This window comes from Candidatus Omnitrophota bacterium (genome assembly GCA_023819145.1).
Classification (GTDB): domain Bacteria; phylum Omnitrophota; class Gorgyraeia; order DTHP01; family DTHP01; genus JBFWKV01.
Window position 1 is genome coordinate 131,626 of sequence record JAMWCW010000001.1, and the last position, 16,475, is coordinate 148,100.

The 16,475-nt window shown below is 36.5% G+C and carries 24 protein-coding genes; all 24 read left to right on the top strand.

Annotation, left to right across the window (positions count from 1 at the left end; genetic code table 11):
• Nucleotides 1-420 (top strand): NADH-quinone oxidoreductase subunit H (locus NC818_00415; protein ID MCM8783233.1); only part of this gene is annotated, 420 nt, incomplete at its 5' end.
• A 37-nt stretch (nt 421-457) separates the two neighbouring features.
• The gene (locus NC818_00420; GenBank protein ID MCM8783234.1) at nt 458-604 is read left to right on the top strand and encodes a hypothetical protein; all 147 of its coding nucleotides are present in this window, start codon (nt 458-460) and stop codon (nt 602-604) included.
• A gap of 55 nt (nt 605-659) precedes the next feature.
• Nucleotides 660-827 carry a four helix bundle protein gene (locus NC818_00425; GenBank protein ID MCM8783235.1) on the top strand — a complete coding sequence of 56 codons (168 nt, stop codon included), beginning with the start codon at nt 660-662 and terminating at the stop codon, nt 825-827.
• A gap of 35 nt (nt 828-862) precedes the next feature.
• Entirely contained in the window at nt 863-1,285 is a 423-nt protein-coding gene (gene nuoB / locus NC818_00430) for an NADH-quinone oxidoreductase subunit NuoB (protein ID MCM8783236.1), read from the top strand.
• Nucleotides 1,286-1,302: 17 nt separating this feature from the next.
• Nucleotides 1,303-1,731 (top strand): NADH-quinone oxidoreductase subunit C, encoded by a 429-nt coding sequence (locus NC818_00435; GenBank protein ID MCM8783237.1) that lies wholly within the window; start codon nt 1,303-1,305, stop codon nt 1,729-1,731.
• A gap of 45 nt (nt 1,732-1,776) precedes the next feature.
• The gene (locus tag NC818_00440) at nt 1,777-2,979 is read left to right on the top strand and encodes a nickel-dependent hydrogenase large subunit (protein MCM8783238.1); all 1,203 of its coding nucleotides are present in this window, start codon (nt 1,777-1,779) and stop codon (nt 2,977-2,979) included.
• 2 nt (nt 2,980-2,981) lie between these two features.
• Nucleotides 2,982-3,614, top strand: a complete 633-nt coding sequence (locus NC818_00445) for a hypothetical protein (GenBank protein MCM8783239.1) — start codon at nt 2,982-2,984, stop codon at nt 3,612-3,614.
• On the top strand, nt 3,611-5,002 hold the full coding sequence (locus NC818_00450; GenBank protein ID MCM8783240.1) for an NADH-quinone oxidoreductase subunit L: 1,392 nt from the start codon (nt 3,611-3,613) through the stop codon (nt 5,000-5,002). Before NC818_00445 ends, NC818_00450 begins: the two co-directional genes overlap by 4 nt.
• 4 nt (nt 5,003-5,006) lie before the next feature.
• Nucleotides 5,007-6,908 (top strand): hypothetical protein, encoded by a 1,902-nt coding sequence (locus NC818_00455; protein MCM8783241.1) that lies wholly within the window; start codon nt 5,007-5,009, stop codon nt 6,906-6,908.
• A 120-nt stretch (nt 6,909-7,028) separates the two neighbouring features.
• On the top strand, nt 7,029-7,559 hold the full coding sequence (locus NC818_00460; protein ID MCM8783242.1) for a DUF4040 domain-containing protein: 531 nt from the start codon (nt 7,029-7,031) through the stop codon (nt 7,557-7,559).
• Nucleotides 7,556-8,011 (top strand): hypothetical protein, encoded by a 456-nt coding sequence (locus NC818_00465; protein ID MCM8783243.1) that lies wholly within the window; start codon nt 7,556-7,558, stop codon nt 8,009-8,011. Before NC818_00460 ends, NC818_00465 begins: the two co-directional genes overlap by 4 nt.
• The gene (locus NC818_00470) at nt 8,008-8,346 is read left to right on the top strand and encodes a sodium:proton antiporter (GenBank protein ID MCM8783244.1); all 339 of its coding nucleotides are present in this window, start codon (nt 8,008-8,010) and stop codon (nt 8,344-8,346) included. Before NC818_00465 ends, NC818_00470 begins: the two co-directional genes overlap by 4 nt.
• Nucleotides 8,347-8,357: 11 nt before the next feature.
• Nucleotides 8,358-9,830, top strand: a complete 1,473-nt coding sequence (locus tag NC818_00475) for a monovalent cation/H+ antiporter subunit D family protein (GenBank protein ID MCM8783245.1) — start codon at nt 8,358-8,360, stop codon at nt 9,828-9,830.
• 4 nt (nt 9,831-9,834) lie between these two features.
• On the top strand, nt 9,835-10,329 hold the full coding sequence (locus NC818_00480) for a Na+/H+ antiporter subunit E (GenBank protein MCM8783246.1): 495 nt from the start codon (nt 9,835-9,837) through the stop codon (nt 10,327-10,329).
• A gap of 36 nt (nt 10,330-10,365) precedes the next feature.
• The gene (locus NC818_00485) at nt 10,366-10,707 is read left to right on the top strand and encodes a monovalent cation/H+ antiporter complex subunit F (GenBank protein MCM8783247.1); all 342 of its coding nucleotides are present in this window, start codon (nt 10,366-10,368) and stop codon (nt 10,705-10,707) included.
• Nucleotides 10,700-11,029: a monovalent cation/H(+) antiporter subunit G gene (gene mnhG / locus NC818_00490; GenBank protein ID MCM8783248.1), complete on the top strand. Its 330-nt coding sequence runs from the start codon at nt 10,700-10,702 to the stop codon at nt 11,027-11,029. The genes NC818_00485 and mnhG overlap by 8 nt, the downstream gene beginning before the upstream one ends.
• Nucleotides 11,030-11,079: 50 nt before the next feature.
• Complete coding sequence (locus NC818_00495) at nt 11,080-11,685, top strand: 4Fe-4S dicluster domain-containing protein (protein ID MCM8783249.1); 606 nt, start codon at nt 11,080-11,082, stop codon at nt 11,683-11,685.
• 28 nt (nt 11,686-11,713) lie between these two features.
• Nucleotides 11,714-12,196 carry a hydrogenase 3 maturation endopeptidase HyCI gene (locus tag NC818_00500; protein ID MCM8783250.1) on the top strand — a complete coding sequence of 161 codons (483 nt, stop codon included), beginning with the start codon at nt 11,714-11,716 and terminating at the stop codon, nt 12,194-12,196.
• Nucleotide 12,197: 1 nt separating this feature from the next.
• The gene (locus NC818_00505) at nt 12,198-13,376 is read left to right on the top strand and encodes a HypC/HybG/HupF family hydrogenase formation chaperone (GenBank protein ID MCM8783251.1); all 1,179 of its coding nucleotides are present in this window, start codon (nt 12,198-12,200) and stop codon (nt 13,374-13,376) included.
• A gap of 16 nt (nt 13,377-13,392) precedes the next feature.
• A complete protein-coding gene (locus NC818_00510) occupies nt 13,393-13,815 on the top strand; it encodes a hypothetical protein (GenBank protein ID MCM8783252.1) in 423 nt (140 codons plus the stop codon).
• Nucleotides 13,816-13,874: 59 nt separating this feature from the next.
• Nucleotides 13,875-14,762 carry a fumarate hydratase gene (locus NC818_00515; GenBank protein ID MCM8783253.1) on the top strand — a complete coding sequence of 296 codons (888 nt, stop codon included), beginning with the start codon at nt 13,875-13,877 and terminating at the stop codon, nt 14,760-14,762.
• 45 nt (nt 14,763-14,807) lie between these two features.
• Nucleotides 14,808-15,341: a FumA C-terminus/TtdB family hydratase beta subunit gene (locus NC818_00520; GenBank protein MCM8783254.1), complete on the top strand. Its 534-nt coding sequence runs from the start codon at nt 14,808-14,810 to the stop codon at nt 15,339-15,341.
• Nucleotides 15,325-16,050, top strand: coding sequence for a ribonuclease PH (gene rph, locus NC818_00525; GenBank protein MCM8783255.1), 726 nt, complete (start codon nt 15,325-15,327; stop codon nt 16,048-16,050). The genes NC818_00520 and rph overlap by 17 nt, the downstream gene beginning before the upstream one ends.
• Before the next feature lies 1 nt (nt 16,051).
• A partial coding sequence (locus NC818_00530; GenBank protein MCM8783256.1) for a non-canonical purine NTP pyrophosphatase occupies nt 16,052-16,475 on the top strand: 424 nt, incomplete at its 3' end.

Consider the following 16,475-nt stretch of genomic DNA (forward strand, 5'->3'; position numbering starts at 1 on the left):
GAAGATTCGATGTTCGCTGGGAACAGTGGAGGGGGAGGAGGGGGGATGGCAGTGAATATCGGAGGGGAGACGTCATTATTTGATTTGACGGATAACATGTTATCTTCGAATAGTGCCAACAATGCGAATTACGGAGGAGGAGGAGTTTTGATTGAATACTCAGGCTTACTTCTGGGGATTTTTAAATTGACCAAAATGATGCTTCTCTATATAATGCCTCTTTGGTTGATTATTCTTTTCTTTAGTAGCAATTTGAGTTTTGTGGCTATATTGATTAAATATCTTTTTATTCTTCTGCTTATAATTTTAATAAAGAATACAAATCCCCGTTTAAGAATTGACCAGGCGTTAAAGTTTTTCTGGGGGCCAATGACAGTCCTTGCAGTAGTATCTTTAATATTATCTTTACTCGGACTGTAGTATGTAGTAGTTGATTAGTTAATTAGGTAAGAAAGAAATGTTTAAACAAGCAGGAGAGTTGAGAATTCTCCAATTAGCAGACGATTTAGCAGATAAAATATGGGAAGAAGTAATTAAATGGGAATATTTTGCTAAAATTACCTTAGGAAGGCAATTGGCCGATACAACAGATTCTATTCTATAGGAGCCAATATAATTGAATCTCAGGGTAGATTTCATTTAAAAGAGCAACTTAATTTTTGTATATTGCACGTGGTTCTTTATGGGAAGCAAAAAGGTGGCTGAATAGGGCATTAGAAAGAAAATTGGTTAAACAACAGAAATTTGAAGAATTGATGGATATTGTAAATAACTTAGCTCCTCAGTTAAACGCTTTTATCACTAATAAACAAAAGAAGAAAATCTAATTAACTGTTTATCTAATTATCTAATCAACATATAAATGAGTCTTAAACTAAAAGCGCTGACTAAATCTCTGTGGGTTTTTCATGCGGCGTGTTCTCCCTGTAATAATTGTGATATTGAAATTCTTGATGCTTTAACTCCTCGGCATGATGTAGAGCGATTCGGTATGGTTTTAGTAGGGAGTGTAAGGCACGCGGATGTTTTATTAGTTACTGGAGTTCCTAATCATAAGACGGCGGAAAGGATAAAAAAACTTTATTCTCAAGTCCCCAAACCATGCTTAGTAGTAGCAGTGGGAAGCTGTGCTTGCGGAAGGATAATGTTTAAAGAATCATATAATAGTCCTTGCGCTTTAGATGAGATATTTCCAGTAGATGTTTATATCCCTGGTTGTCCTCCTAAGCCCGAAGCGATAATTGCGGGTATAGTGAAATTGACCAAAAAAGTAGGTGGTAGATAGTATATTGGGGAGAAACGATGATAGAAGAGAAAATTAAAGAAAGACTAAAGGATAAAATAATTAACTGGTACAGGCATTCAGAGAAAAGAGTCTATTTTTCTATAAAGTCCCAGGATATTCTTGAAACAGTAAAATTTATTTTTGAAGAATTAAATTTAAGATTTTCTACTGCTACGGGAATTGATACAGTTGAAGGGATAGAGATTATCTACCACTTTAGTTCTGATAATACAGGAGAGATATTCTCGATAAAGGTTTTACTTGGAGATAGAGAAAAACCAGAGATTGATTCTATAACTTCCATAATTAGAGGGGCGGAGTGGATTGAACGCGAAATGTGGGAACTCTTGGGCATAAATTTTAAAGGCCATCCTAATTTGAAACATTTACTTTTAATAGAAGATTGGCCAGAAGGAAAATATCCATTGAGAAAAAGTAGGCAGTAGGTAAGAGTTATGATTTTCCCTATTTACACATTGATGTATTAAAATATGGCACATAAAGTAATTATTCCTATTGGCCCGTATCACCCTTTACAGGAAGAGCCAGAGTTTTTCCGTCTCTATGTAGAAGGGGAGCGGGTGGTAGATATTGATATTGTTCTTGGTTATATGCATCGTGGAGTTGAAGAACTTTCTGAACATAAACATTTTGACCAAGTTGCTTATCTCGTCGAGCGTATTTGCGGAATATGTTCTACAAGCCATCCTTTTGCGTATGTTAATGCAGTAGAAGATTTAGCAAAGATAAAAGTTCCCGAAAGAGCACTGTATATCCGTACAATCGTCGCTGAGATGGAGAGACTTCACAGCCATTTACTCTGGCTTGGTCTTGCTGGACACTTTATAGGATATAATACCATCTGGATGTGGGGATGGAAATATCGGGAACCAATCTTAGACTCTTTTGAGATGATTACGGGAAACAGAAATCATTATGCGATGATGAAGATAGGAGGGGTTAGAAGAGATATTCTTGAGGAACACGTTCCACCTTTAAAAAAGATGCTCGATGAATTGTCACGTGCTACCGATATGTTTTATGGAGCGGTTAATGATGACCCAGTAATTAAGGCAAGGTTAAAAAATGTAGGGGTTTTAAAGAAGGAACAAGCAAGGGAGTTTTGTGTCGTGGGTCCTACAGCTCGTGCTTCAGGAATAGATATAGATGTACGACGAGATAATCCATATGGTGCATACGATAGGATAGAATGGAAAGTAATTCTGGAAAAAGATGGAGATGTTTATGCTAAGACGCTGGTTCGCATACGAGAATTATACGAATCAATAAAAATTATCCGACAATGTCTGGAGAGGATGCCTGAGGGAGAGATTGATGCGGATGTGCAGGAAATTCCTCCCGGAGAAGGCATTGGAAGGATTGAAGCCCCTCGCGGTGAATGTTTTCATTATGTAAGAAGTGACGGAACCAATCGCCCCACAAGACATAAAATTCGCGCTCCCAGCTATATGAATGTTGCTTCTAACAAAGTTTCTGCTGTAGGAGGAACTATTTCCGATGCCGCCATAACCTTAGCCGCTGTTGACCCCTGTTATTGTTGTACCGAGCGGGTGGGTGTATTTAACAAAGGGACGGGGGAAAAGACATTAGATGGGTATGATTTAATTCGTATGTCCCAAGAAAAAACAGTTTTCTTGAAGGAATCTCTTCATAGTCTTAAGGAGGATAAATAAAAATGCAAGAGAAAATAGACAAAATTAATGCAGGAATCGTAGAAATGGCAAGAATTACTTTAGAGATGTGGCAATTGACGCATCGTGCTTTTATGGAACACAATTTGGATTTGTTCTCCACGATATTAGCAGATGAGAATCAATTAAACGATTTAGAAAAGCAATTGACTTCTCAGTTAGTAGAGATGAGTCGTAGTATATCTTTATCTTTGGGTAAAAAAGAAGAGGCGTGTATAGCATCCTATATTGAGATTGTGGAAGATATAGAAGTCATTGGGGATTATTGTAAGGATATTCTGGAAAGACTTGAGATAAAAATTAGTGAAAAGTTACTTTTTAGCGAAGATGCGGTCAGTGATTATAACATACTGTATCTTAGAACGGAAGAGGCCATGAAGACACTTTATACTGCTTTAGAGAAAAGGGAACTCTCTTCGTTAAAGAAGATTATTGATGGATTAAAAGATACAGAACATCTTCTTGAGGCACTACAAAAGAACCATCATCAGAGATTAATAAAAGGCATCTGTAGCCCCTTATCGGGAAATATGTTTATAAATATGTTAGATTTTACTGCGTTAGCTTATCAACAGATTAATAAAATAGCACGGGCATTCTTGAAAATAAAACAATGAATTTTATATTGCCGATAATTGTACCCATAATTGGTTCTTTTTTTATCATCTTTTTGCCAAATCGTTATAAGGCAGGAGGAGCTATAGGATTATTAAGCGCAACTTTTCTTTCTTGTCTTTACCTTATCCCTCGATTGTTAAATAAAGGGGTAGTCGTTATTGAGAAACATCTTTTTGAATGGTTCAGTATGTCTTTTGTATTTGATGGAGTTAGTGTTTTTATGGCATTGGTTTCTTCTTTTGTCTCGCTTATTATAGTATTATACGCTTTGGAGTATATGAAGCATTATGAGCAAAAAGGAGAATTCTATTTTTGGGTAGTTTTGTTTGTGGGAGCAATGATGGGGTTAGTTTTTTCTTACCATCTCCTTCTGATTTATTGTTTTTGGGAAATAACCGCAGTTTCTTCATGGAGGCTTATTGGTTTTTATAGACAAGAGAAAGATACCAAAGCAGCAGACCGCGCTTTTTTAGTTACTTTTTTTGGAGCTTCTTTAATGCTGGCTGGAATTATTTTGATTTATAATTATTTTGGAACCTTGAGTTTGGGTGCTTTAAAGGGTAAAGAGATCTCTAATGTAGTTTCTTTTTTATTACTGGCAGGAATTTTATCCAAATCTGCACAGTTACCCTTACAGACGTGGTTACCAGATGCCGGGGTTGCTCCTACACCGGTAACTGCACTCTTGCACGCAGCGGTTTTAGTAAAAATAGGTGTGTATGCATTTATAAGAATTTTTTACCTTACATTATCAACTCCTCAATTATTTCAACAGGTTTGCCTTACCATCAGTATCTTGACTATTTTATTAGGTGCAGGTAGCGCTCTTAGAGAAAACAATATTAAGAGGATTCTTGCCTATTCTACCATTAGCCAACTGGGTTATATGCTCTTGGTTATTTCCTTAAAATTTTCTTTTTCCTTAGAAGTGGGTCTTTTGTATATTTTTGCTCATTCCTTAGCCAAAGGTGGACTTTTTCTTTGTGCGGGTATTATTGAACATAAAAGTGGCACTAAAGATATAAGGGAGTTAGGAGGACTTTTGAAATCTATGCCTTACACTTCTTTAGCGTATTTACTCTGTGCCTTCTCAATTATTGGGCTCCCACCATTTTTGGGTTTCTGGCCCAAGTTTATGACCGTATTTCTTCTATTAAAGAGAGAGTATCTATTTTTCGGTTTCTTGTCAATTTTGGGCGCAATTTTTACGCTTATGTATCTTATGCGTTTATACCATAAAGTATTTGCGGGAGAAGTAAAAATTGAGATTAAGGAAAATAGACGTTCGATTATGGTATTTGTTTCGTTATTTATGGGTATTCTTTCGCTTCTGTTTGGATTGTTTATATTTTTGCCCGTAAGATTTATAACTCAATTTATAAGTTAAGAATATGGTTAATCATCTAACTTTGGTGATATTTATTCCGTTGTGTGCAGGTTTTTTGCAGTTATTATTATCTACTAAAAAAATAAGAGATTTATTTTTCTTAATAGCCCTGACATTCGTTTTTATCTGTTCAGTTCTGTTGTGTGTTAAACATCCTTCGCCAATTTATCTAAATCTCCTTGGAGATTTCACATTTTCTATTGGAGTTGTTGGTTTGGCTAAGATTATACTTCTTTTTGTAAATCTATTCGGTTTGTTGATAGGGTTCTACTATGTAGGATATAGTGCTGAGGATAAGCACAATTTTCATTTTGTTTTTTTTCTCTGGCTTATTGGTTTTGCCAATCTGGTTATATTGGCTTTGGATTTCTTAACCTTTTTGTTTGCCTGGGGAGTTATTTTGATTTTGTTGTACGCTTTGTTAGGTCTGGATAGTTTAGCAACGGCTAAGAAAGCATTTTTCATATTGGGCATGGCGGATTTCTTGCTTCTTTTGGGAATTTGTTTGTATATTACCCAAACCCATAACACGCTTATGCCTCTCCAGAAAGGAATGGTATTAGTAGGGATAATTCCTTGGCTATCTTTTGTTTTATTACTTATAGGTTCTTTGGCTAAAGCAAGTTGTATTCCTTTTCACAGCTGGATTCCAACGGCTTCGGAAACAGCTCCTGCTCCGATAATGGCAATTCTTCCCGCTTCCTTAGATAAATTGTTAGGAATATATTTACTTTCGCGTATATGTACCGATTTTTTTCTGCTCAACAAAACCGCCATGGCTATACTTATGATTCTCGGGGGTTTGACCATAATTTTTGCAGTTATGGCGGCTTTGGTCCAGCACGATTTAAGAAAATTACTTTCTTTTCATGCCATCAGTCAGGTAGGTTACATGGTTCTCGGTGTGGGAACAGCTATGCCTATAGGCGTAGTGGGAGGCATATTCCATATGATTAACAATGTAGTATATAAAACTGGCTTGTTCTTGGTTGGTGGTCATGTGGGACGGAGGAAAAATACTTTTTCTCTTGATGAATTGGGAGGGTTAGTAGCGAATATGCCTTTAACATTTTTAACAGCATTGGTGTTTGCTTTATCTATTTCCGGTATTCCTCCTTTCAATGGATTTGTGTCTAAATGGATGATTTATCAAGGGTTATTTGAGAAATTACGATTTACAGATCACGGTTTACGGATTGCGGTAATCTTCTGTCTGATCACAGCCATGTTTGGCAGTGCTTTGACATTGGCGAGTTTTATTAAATTTATCCATGCCATATTTCTTGGAGAAAAGAAAAATGGTAATGAGGATAAAAAAATTAATGGTGCATCTTTTAAAATGGTTATGCCGCTATTATTACTTTCGGTTATGTGTATTTTCTTGGGTATTTTCTCGCAACCGTTCCTGACTTATTTTATTTTTCCTTATATACCGGGAAAATTAAATTATCTTGGACACTGGCAGAGTATAGTAGTTGCTTTTCTTTTTGGTGGAGCGATTATTATTGGTTTTGTCTATGGATTAATCCTTAATGAAAAGACCAAAGGATTGAGAAAAGACGAAATTTTTGTTGGCGCAGAGACTTCCGGGAAGGCATGTACGGCTTTTCCTGCATCGGGATTTTATAAAACATTACAGGAGTGCTCCGTGGTGAATAGAATATTTTATGTTCTGCAAAGTGATAGATTGGATTTGTTCCACTTACTCCAAAAACTATTCCATAATGTATCATTCTTACTTTATTATCTGCTTGACCGTCTGGTATATATTTTAACAAGTTTAATCGGGTATACTTTTTTGGTAATAAGTGGATTTTTTAGGAAACTACATACAGGAAATCTTGATTTATATGTAACTTGGAGCTTAGTGGGTTTGCTTACATTATTCTTTCTGCTAGTTAATTAAACATCTTAAAATATTATAAATATTATTTGACTTGCTTTCTGAAAGTGAAGTGGAGAGGCAATATTTTAAATGTGTGTTCAAACAAGATTCTTTATTATTAGATAACTTTCAAATAATAAAATGTTAGTCTTTAATATTGTTTTAGTTTTGATGATTATCGGTGCGATTATCGCTATGGAGATAAAGGATTTGCTTTCCAGTGTCATTGCTTTAGGAGCGGTGGGAATGGGGTTAAGTTTACAGTTTTTGCTCTTGAAGGCACCCGACCTCGCCATAACCCAGTTGGTGGTAGAAATACTTGTTTTAGTTATTTTAATCAGGGCTACCATTGGTAGGAATATTGAAAAAGAATACCCCAAGAATAAATTTAGATATTTGATTTCTGGCTTGATATTTCTAATCTTATTTTTATGGTTTGGGATAAAAGCCCTTAATGATTTGCCCAAGTTTGGTTCCGCTTTAATGAATATGGGTTCGCGTTATATTGCCGAGGCAAAGGATAAAACTTCTGCGGTTAATGTTGTTTCTGCTATTATCCTTGATTTCAGAGGTTATGATACCTTGGGAGAAGTTACTATTCTTTTTGCTTCGGTTTTAGGTGTTCTTTCAGTATTGAGGATGACTAAAGTTAAGAAGAGGATTGATAAATGAAACCAAAAGGAATGAGTCTAATTGTCAAAAGAATTACGCGTATTACCGTAAGTTTAATTTTTCTCTATGGCGTGTACATACTTTTACATGGGCATTTGAGTCCTGGTGGTGGATTTGCAGGAGGGGTTATTATTGCTTTATCTTTTATCCATCTCGTACTTGCTTTTGGTCGTGAACAGGCAGGAAAATTAATAAATGAGAAAGTTAACTCTATTATAGAATCTTTAGCAGGCATTTTGTTTTTAAGCATTGCAATCATTGGTTTGTATGGAGGATATTTTTTTAAGAATGTTTTTCCGAAAGGGAAACCATTCGACCTTTTCAGTTCGGGAGGAATAATTTTGTCCAATATTGCTATCTTTTTCAAGGTGGGGGCAGGACTATTTGCAATTTTTCTTACTATGGCAGGACTTGGCACATTAACTAAGAATGAATTGGGAGATAAACAATGACAGTATATTTTTTATGTTTTATGCTGTTTGGTATTGGTATTTATTGTATTCTGGCTAAAGCTAACATTGTTAAAAAAATTATAGGTTTTGGGATTTCCGAGTATGCTATTAATCTATTTTTTATTCTCTTAGGTTATCGTGTTAAATCAGAAGCCCCTATTTTAGTAAAGGATGGTTCGGCAGTTAATTTTGTGGATCCTCTTCCCCAGGCACTGATACTAACTTCTATTGTTATTGGTTTGGGTATAACCGCTTTAATGGTAGCTTTGGCAATAAGACTTTATGAAAAATATGGCACTTTTGATATTAGTAAAATGCGAAGTTTGAAAGGATAAGGAGTTTTTCTATGCCTGTATTTGTCGCTGTTCCTTTGTTAACCGCTTTTTTAAGCGTTATATTAGGGAAGATTAAGGAGAAATATGTAAAATATCTGGCAGTTCTTGCAGGTATGGTTCTCTTTGTTTATGCTCTTATCAGTACTTTATGGATAAAAAATGGACCTAAGATTTATCCTATGGGAGGGTGGGAACCGCCGTTTGGTATATGTCTGGAGTTGGATGCATTGAGTGTATTGTTGCTTATAGTAATTAATTTTATTGGTTTAATGGCAATTATGTATTCATGGGATTATATTGAGAAACGCTTTAACAACGAAGGTTTTTATTACAGTTTGTTCTTTCTCTTGCTTACAGGTTTAAACGGGGTAGTTTTAAGTGGAGATATTTTTAATATTTTTGTATTTTTGGAGATTGCTTCTATAGCAAGTTATGCCTTGGTTGCTTTTGGGGTAGAGGCGGAAGAGTTAGAGGCTTCTTTTAAATATTTAGTATTGGGAAGCATTGCTTCTATGTTTATACTCTTAGCAATCGCTATGATTTGGGGAAGCACTTCCACATTAAACATGGCAGATGTTGCGCGTTATCTTTCTTTGTCCGAAAATTCAAGAATCATAATGTTTGCCTTGGCTCTGTTTATTATGGGTTTTGGTTTAAAAGCAGGATTGGTTCCTTTTCACACTTGGCTTCCCGATGCACACCCGTCTGCACCTGCCCCTGTTTCTGCGATGCTTTCAGGAGTAGTCATCAAGACATTAGGAATTTATGCTTTGGTGAGGATAGCATTTAATATAGTAGGAATTACTTCCAAGATTTCTTCCATATTTATGTGGTTGGGGATAATTTCTATGAGTATAGGAGTAATTTTAGCCATTGGACAGTGGGATTTTAAACGTCTTTTAGCGTATCACTCTATAAGCCAAATAGGATATGTCATTTTTGGGATTGGTTTGGGTAGTCCGTTAGGAATTGTTGGTGGGTTATTCCATCTCTTTAATCACTCCCTTTTTAAGTCTTTGCTTTTCTTGAATGCAGGGGCAGTGGAATATGCAACAGGAAGTCGCAGACTTGAGGAGTTAGGAGGCTTGGCCCATAAAATGCTTTTTACCTCTACTACATCTTTAATTGCCTCTTTATCAATTGCTGGGATTCCGCCTTTTTGTGGTTTTTGGAGTAAGCTCATTATTATTATTGCTGCCATAGAAGCAAAAAATATTTTTGGTGCAGGGGTATGCATCTTGGTTTCATTGATTACTCTGGCGTCTTTCCTTAAGGTACAAACTTATGCATTTTTGCGTTCCGCTAAAGATAAGAGTGGAGTTAAAGAAGTGGGGAGAAGTTTACTTTTTCCAATGGGGATTTTAGCCTTAAGCTGTATTTTGGTAGGCTTATTTTTTGCTCCTCTGATTAAATTTATTATTGAACCGGCGAAAGATGTTTTAATCTCTGGCAGGGATTATATTTTCTGGATTTTGGGGAAGTAGGAATATGCGTTCAAGATTAATTACCTTTTTTATTTCTTTTATCATCTGGATAATGTTGTCCTTTAAATTTGACTGGCAACATGTTCTTACTGGTCTATTAGTGGCTTTTTTAGTTTCTTTCTTAATGGGAGATATGTTTACGGGTAGCCCCCATAAGTGGCTTCAGCCCAAGAGATATTTTTGGTTTTTAGTCTACATTTTTATTTTCATTAAAGAGTGTGTAAAAGCAAATTTAGATGTTGCTTTTCGGGTCTTAAACCCGCGTTTGCCCATTAATCCTGGCATAGTAAAAGTTAAAACTAAACTAAAAACTGAAACCGCCCTTACCATGCTTTCTAATTCTATTACCCTTACCCCGGGAACGCTTTGCGTGGATATAGATGATAGTGAAGGCGTGCTTTATATACATTGGATAGATGTCAAAATCACGGATATAGATAAGACTTCACAGATGATTGTGGGCAAATTTGAGAATATTCTGGGAGAGATTTTTGAATAGTTTTTATTTAAAATGTAAAGTTGAAGGGAATTTATAATGGCGAAATATATAAGATGGTTTGCGGGAATCTTATTTTTATCAGTAGCAATATTTTTAATATTTTCTTATCTTAAAGATACCATTACTATTAAATTGACGCTACTTTTGGTTATTTGCTTTACGCTCTCTTTGGTGCGGATATTAAGAGGTCCGACCCCTGCAGATCGGGCAGTAGCCACTGATATCTTAGGAATATTTATTATCGGAGTATGTGCGATTATGGCGATATATACAGAGCGAGATTGGTATATTGATATTGCCATTGCTTGGGCTTTACAAAGTTTTATCGGCATTTTAGCGCTGGCGAAATTTTTGGAGGGTAAGAGATTCGATGATTGAAATAATTGTTTTTGTACTTATAATTATAGGCATTGCCTTTGATTTATTTGGCTGTATTGGACTGGTAAGAATGCCGGATGTGTACAACCGCCTACAAACATCTACAAAGTGCGTTACACTCGGCACATGCAGTATACTTTTTGCTGTCTTTGTGAAATTTGGTTTTTCTGCTCCGGGTATAAAGGCATTGCTTTGCATCATATTTTTATTACTTACTGCCCCTGTTTCTGCTCATGCACTGGCAAAAGGCGCACATAAATCAGGAGTAAAACCCTGGGAAAAGAGTGTTTGTGATAAATATGAGGAAGATAGTAAGAGTTGAAGTTACACTTGCTTTTATCCGTTTTTATAGCCTGTTAACTATGAGTTAGTATGAAATTACCAAGTTTATTACAACCAAGAATTATAAAAGAGGCAATTAAGGCCTTAATTAAAGGACCGTATACTTCAAAATTTCCTTTTAAACCGCATACACCTTTTGAGAGATTTAGGGGAAAGCCTGAATTTCATCACGAAGAATGCGTCGGTTGTGGTGCTTGTGTTCAGGTTTGTCCCGCAGGTGCACTTTCTTTAGAGGACAAAGGCGATAAAAGAATTCTTACTGTGCGCTGGGATACCTGTATATTCTGTGGAAATTGTCAGGCGAATTGCCTTACAGAGAAGGGGATTATTCTTTCCAAGGAATTTGATTTAGCCACTACTGGAAAAAGAGAGGAGTTGTTTCAAAGTATAGAGAAAGAGCTCGTTCGTTGTAGTTTTTGCAAAGAGATTATTGCTCCTTCTGACCAGCTTATATGGGTAGCCAAAAAACTGGGAACCATGTTATTTTCCAACACTTCGCTTATGCTTTTTTATCTTTCTAAAGAAAAATTAGCGGAAATTAAGAGCTTACCTGATAAAGAACTGCCCACCTTAAGAAGCGACCGTTTTCACATTCTCTGTCCTAAGTGCCGTCGAGAAGCTGTAATTAAATCATAAGACTTAGAAATACAGATTATAGAAACGGATGAGCACGGATATATTAAATAAATTGGAAGGTATTTTGAGAGGCAAAGTAATTATTTTAGGTATAGGAAACCCTATCCGCGGAGACGATGCCATTGGTTCTGTTCTTGCAGAAAGACTTGTAGGGAAAATCAGTGTGCGTGTCTACAATGGAGGTTCTAGTCCCGAGAACCTCTTGGGAAAAATTGTTCAGGAAAATCCCGATACAGTTCTTATAGTAGATGCCGTTGATTTTGGAGGTGCTTTTGGAGATTTGGATATATTTAATTCAGAAAATATAAAAACCGCTAATCTTTTCTCTACTCATAATCTCTCACCCCGTTTGATTTTCGATTTCTTAAAAGAATATACTCAGGCCAAAACATATCTCTTAGCCATACAACCCAAGTCCATCGATCTCGGTGACAAAATGAGTTTAGAAATAGAAGATAGATTGAACTTGTTAACAGATTGGTTTATTGAACAATATCCTGTATTAAAATAAGATGTGTTACGCTATACCAGGAAAAGTCGTGGGCATTGTAGATAACTTAGTCACCGTAGATTATTTTGGAGAAATAAAACATGCCAAGAATGATTTTCTTTCTTTAAAGATTGGCGATTATATTTATGCGCAAGGGGGATTTGCTATCCAGAGAGTTTCCGAAGTTGAAGCCTTATCTATATTAGATGCTTGGAAAGAACTATTTTTTAAACTCCAGGAAATAGATTCTCAAACAAGCACAAGACCGCAGAACTTATATCAAAGAGCCAATTCTCTCCGTCAGAAATATGCGGGTAATTCCTGTTGTGTTCATGGAATTATTGAGTTTTCCAATTTCTGTCGTAACGATTGTTTATACTGCGGTCTGCGAAAGAGCAATGATAGAATCAAACGTTATCGGATGACGATAGAGGAGGTAGTCGAGACTGCCGATTATGCAGTAAATAGGTTAGGTTTTAAGGCGCTGGTTTTTCAATCAGGAGAAGACTTTTGGTACGATACACAAAAAATATGCGAGATGATTAAGAAAATTCGTGAAAAATGCGCTTGTTTAATTATCTTAAGTTTAGGAGAAAGAGAAGAGGAGCTTTACAAAGAAGCCTATAGAATGGGAGCTAGGGGTGTGCTTTTGCGTTTTGAAACAAGCAATCCTTTACTCTACGAAAGATTTAGACCGGGTTATATCTTGGAGAAACGTATAGCATTAATCAAAGAACTTATTACTTTTGGGTATATTCTTATGACGGGATTTCTAATCGGTTTACCAGAGGAGAAGGCGGAAGATGTAGCAAAAAACATTGATTTAACCACTGAATTGAAACCAGAGATGTTTTCTTTTGGTCCTTTTATTCCTCATCCGGATACTCCTCTTGGGAATTGGACTAAACCTTCCCTAAAATCGGTTTTGGAAATTATTGCCCAAGCGAGAATAAAAAATCCCTCTGCAAGAATTTTGGTTACCACTGCTTTAGAGACTTTAGATAAGACAGATGGTTTGCGTTTAGGCCTACTTTCAGGAGCCAATTCTTTAATGATTAATGTAACTCCTGAACAATATAGGGCATTTTATGAAATTTATCCAGATAGAGCAGGATTGGAACAAAGTTTAGAGGATCGGATTGCTTCAGTTATTAAATTACTTCATTCATTAGGAAGAGCCCCTACAGACTTGGGCTTATAAATAAAGGGGGTGGATAATGAAGAAGGAAAGAAGAAAAAGAATATTTATTAAAAGTTCTTTTCAGAGAAATATGCTTACGATGGTCTGTATTTCTGTTGCTATACCCACTGCTTTAGCAATTTTATCCTTATACCTTCTTATCTTAAGTATTACGATTTATCAACCAGCAATTTCAGAATCAAGTGGATACAACTTAATATCTCTCGTGCGCCATTTTAGTTTTGCTTTGTTAGGCATAGTTTTTGTTTTTCTTTTGATTATGATTAGATTTTCTTTGAAGATTTCTCACCATTTTGTCGGTCCTCTTTACCGCTTGGAAAGGGAATTGAGCGAGCGCTTAGTATTTGATAAGAAAGGGCCTATCTCTGTCCGCAAAAAAGATGAGATAAAGTCTCTGGTGGATAAGGTAAATAAGTTGCTGTATAAAAAGGAACCTTGATTTTTCCTGATATCTATGCTATTTTAAAACCCGAATTAATAAAAAATTATTTTTATAATATGAAAAAAATAGATATAGGAGAAATTAAAGATACTATTTGTCAACTTGCTTTGGAAGCAAATTTTGTTTTACGAAGAGATATCTATAGAGCTTTAAATAAAGCTTATTTAAATGAGGATAGTGAGAGAGCCCGTGGTTTGCTTAAGATTTTGATAGAAAATGCTAAAATAGCAAAGAAAGAAAAATTTCCTATTTGCCAGGATACAGGGATGGTGGTTGTTTTTCTAAAGATAGGAGAGGAAATAGAGATATGTGGAGGAGATTTAATCAAGGCAATAAATGAGGGGGTAAGGAAAGCTTATAAGAAAGGTTATTTGAGGAAGTCTATTTGCGAACCTTTATCCCGATTAAACACCCATGATAACACGCCCGCAGTTGTTTATGTGGATATGGTCAAAGGAGATAATTTAGAGATTAAGCTTTGCATAAAAGGTTTTGGAGCAGAGAATAAATCACAAATCAAAATGTTTGAACCTACCGCAAAATTGAAAGAAATTAAGGGGTTTATAATTAAAGTTGTAAAAGAAGCCGGACCCGATGCTTGTCCACCTTTTGTGGTGGGCGTGGGAATGGGGGGAACGTTTGAAAAAGCAGCAATTCTCGCAAAAGAAGCAACCCTTTTAGAAATTCGAAATCCCCGCCCCTTTAGAGCGAGTCTTACCCAACAAAGATGGGTGGCGAAATCCGAAACCAGGAATGAAATAAAGAAATTAGAAGAAGAATTATATGCAGAGATAAATAAATTAGATATCGGACCGATGGGTTTAGGGGGAAAGACTACTTGTTTAGGCGTAAATATTTTAACTTTCCCGACGCATATTGCTGGGCTTCCGGTGGCAGTAAATATTAGTTGTCACGCCACGCGTTCGGCAACTAAAACCCTATAATTGATTGTTGGGTTCGTTAAGTTTTGAAAACTTGTGATAATTAAGATTATGAAAAGAATAACTCTACCCTTAGATGAGAAAGAAATCAGGAAATTAAAAGTAGGGGAGGACGTTTTATTAACGGGAGTAGTTTATACCGCAAGAGACCAGGCACATCAGAAACTCTGTGATTTAATTATAAGAAGAAAGAAGCCACCTTTTGATTTAAAGGATCAGGTAATTTATTACTGTGGACCTACCCCTGAGTATCCCGGGAAAATAATTGGTTCCTGCGGACCTACTACCAGTTCAAGAATGGATAAATTCACAATCACCCTTTTAAGAAACGGCTTAAAAGGAATGATTGGAAAAGGGAAGCGCTCTGAAGAAGTTATTTCCGCAATTAAAAAATATAAGGCGATATATTTTCTTGCCCCTTCTGGAGCAGGCGCGTATTTGTCAAAATTTGTAAAGAAAAAAACATTGGTTGTCTGGGCGGAGTTAGGAACAGAGGCAGTTTTCAGGTTAGAGGTGAAAGATTTTCCTGTGATTGTGGGAATAGATACGCAGGGGAGGGATATCTATGCTAAGAGCAAATAATCGAGGGTTAGATAATCTTAGGAAAGTTACAATTGGCCGTAATTATATTAAGCCCGCAGAAGGTTCTTGTCTCATTGAGCTGGGAGAAACAAGAGTAATCTGCACTGCTTCTTTAGAAGATAAGGTTCCGCCATTCTTGAAAGGGACAGGTTCTGGCTGGATTACTGCTGAATACGGAATGATTCCTCGTGCCTGTACCACCCGGACGCCGAGAGAAAACTCACGTTCAGGTCCCAGCGGAAGGACACAGGAGATTCAACGTCTTATCGGTAGATGTTTGCGCACTGTTGTAGATTTAAAACAATTGGGAGAAAAGACCATTTGGATAGACTGCGACGTGATACAGGCAGACGGAGGGACACGCACCGCTTCTATTACGGGAGGTTTTATTGCCTTAGCAGACTGTTTGCTCAAGATGCGCAAAGATGGCCTGTTATCCAATTTACCTATTAAGGACTACGTGGCTGCGATAAGCGTGGGAATTGTAGAAGGAAATCTCTTGCTTGATTTGACCTATGATGAAGATTCTCGCGCAGAAGTTGATATGAATGTGGCGATGGTTGGTGGGGGGAACTTTATTGAAATTCAGGGAACTGCTGAAAGAGAACCTTTTACATTTGAACAGATGAAAAATTTCCTCGATTTAGCAAAGAAGGGGATTATGGAATTAATTACTTTAGAAAAGGAGTTATTGAGGTTGGAAATATGAGATGAGACGCAAATTGGTAGTTGCCACGCGTAATCCTGATAAGAAGAAAGAATTAGAAAAACTGCTTGCGGACCTCTCTGTAGAAATACTAAACCTTGCCGATTTTCCTAACATTCCCGAGATAAAAGAGAAAGGTTCCACTTTTGAGGAAAATGCTATTTCTAAGGCGGTTTTTTGTGCGAAGAGAACTAAGCATATCAGCATAGCCGATGATTCTGGTTTAGCGGTCGATTTCTTAAAAGGAAGACCCGGAGTTTATTCTGCACGGTTTGCCGGCAGAAAAGCCACTTATGAAGATAATAACAAAAAACTTTTGCGTCTTTTAAAAGACGTGCCTTTAAATAAACGAAAGGCAAAGTTTATCTGCTGTCTTGCTCTTGCGGATAGTAGCGGTTTAATAAAAGTCGTTAAAGGAACCTGTGCGG

Bases quoted from the DNA above. Each gene is read 5' to 3' on its own strand.
- NC818_00420 (MCM8783234.1), top strand. From the start codon at position 458: ATGTTTAAACAAGCAGGAGAGTTGAGAATTCTCCAATTAGCAGACGAT.
- nuoB (MCM8783236.1), top strand. From the start codon at position 863: ATGAGTCTTAAACTAAAAGCGCTGACTAAATCTCTGTGGGTTTTTCAT.
- NC818_00435 (MCM8783237.1), top strand. From the start codon at position 1,303: ATGATAGAAGAGAAAATTAAAGAAAGACTAAAGGATAAAATAATTAAC.
- NC818_00440 (MCM8783238.1), top strand. From the start codon at position 1,777: ATGGCACATAAAGTAATTATTCCTATTGGCCCGTATCACCCTTTACAG.
- NC818_00445 (MCM8783239.1), top strand. From the start codon at position 2,982: ATGCAAGAGAAAATAGACAAAATTAATGCAGGAATCGTAGAAATGGCA.
- NC818_00450 (MCM8783240.1), top strand. From the start codon at position 3,611: ATGAATTTTATATTGCCGATAATTGTACCCATAATTGGTTCTTTTTTT.
- NC818_00455 (MCM8783241.1), top strand. From the start codon at position 5,007: ATGGTTAATCATCTAACTTTGGTGATATTTATTCCGTTGTGTGCAGGT.
- NC818_00460 (MCM8783242.1), top strand. From the start codon at position 7,029: ATGTTAGTCTTTAATATTGTTTTAGTTTTGATGATTATCGGTGCGATT.
- NC818_00465 (MCM8783243.1), top strand. From the start codon at position 7,556: ATGAAACCAAAAGGAATGAGTCTAATTGTCAAAAGAATTACGCGTATT.
- NC818_00470 (MCM8783244.1), top strand. From the start codon at position 8,008: ATGACAGTATATTTTTTATGTTTTATGCTGTTTGGTATTGGTATTTAT.
- NC818_00475 (MCM8783245.1), top strand. From the start codon at position 8,358: ATGCCTGTATTTGTCGCTGTTCCTTTGTTAACCGCTTTTTTAAGCGTT.
- NC818_00480 (MCM8783246.1), top strand. From the start codon at position 9,835: ATGCGTTCAAGATTAATTACCTTTTTTATTTCTTTTATCATCTGGATA.
- NC818_00485 (MCM8783247.1), top strand. From the start codon at position 10,366: ATGGCGAAATATATAAGATGGTTTGCGGGAATCTTATTTTTATCAGTA.
- mnhG (MCM8783248.1), top strand. From the start codon at position 10,700: ATGATTGAAATAATTGTTTTTGTACTTATAATTATAGGCATTGCCTTT.
- NC818_00495 (MCM8783249.1), top strand. From the start codon at position 11,080: ATGAAATTACCAAGTTTATTACAACCAAGAATTATAAAAGAGGCAATT.
- NC818_00500 (MCM8783250.1), top strand. From the start codon at position 11,714: ATGAGCACGGATATATTAAATAAATTGGAAGGTATTTTGAGAGGCAAA.
- NC818_00505 (MCM8783251.1), top strand. From the start codon at position 12,198: ATGTGTTACGCTATACCAGGAAAAGTCGTGGGCATTGTAGATAACTTA.
- NC818_00510 (MCM8783252.1), top strand. From the start codon at position 13,393: ATGAAGAAGGAAAGAAGAAAAAGAATATTTATTAAAAGTTCTTTTCAG.
- NC818_00515 (MCM8783253.1), top strand. From the start codon at position 13,875: ATGAAAAAAATAGATATAGGAGAAATTAAAGATACTATTTGTCAACTT.
- rph (MCM8783255.1), top strand. From the start codon at position 15,325: ATGCTAAGAGCAAATAATCGAGGGTTAGATAATCTTAGGAAAGTTACA.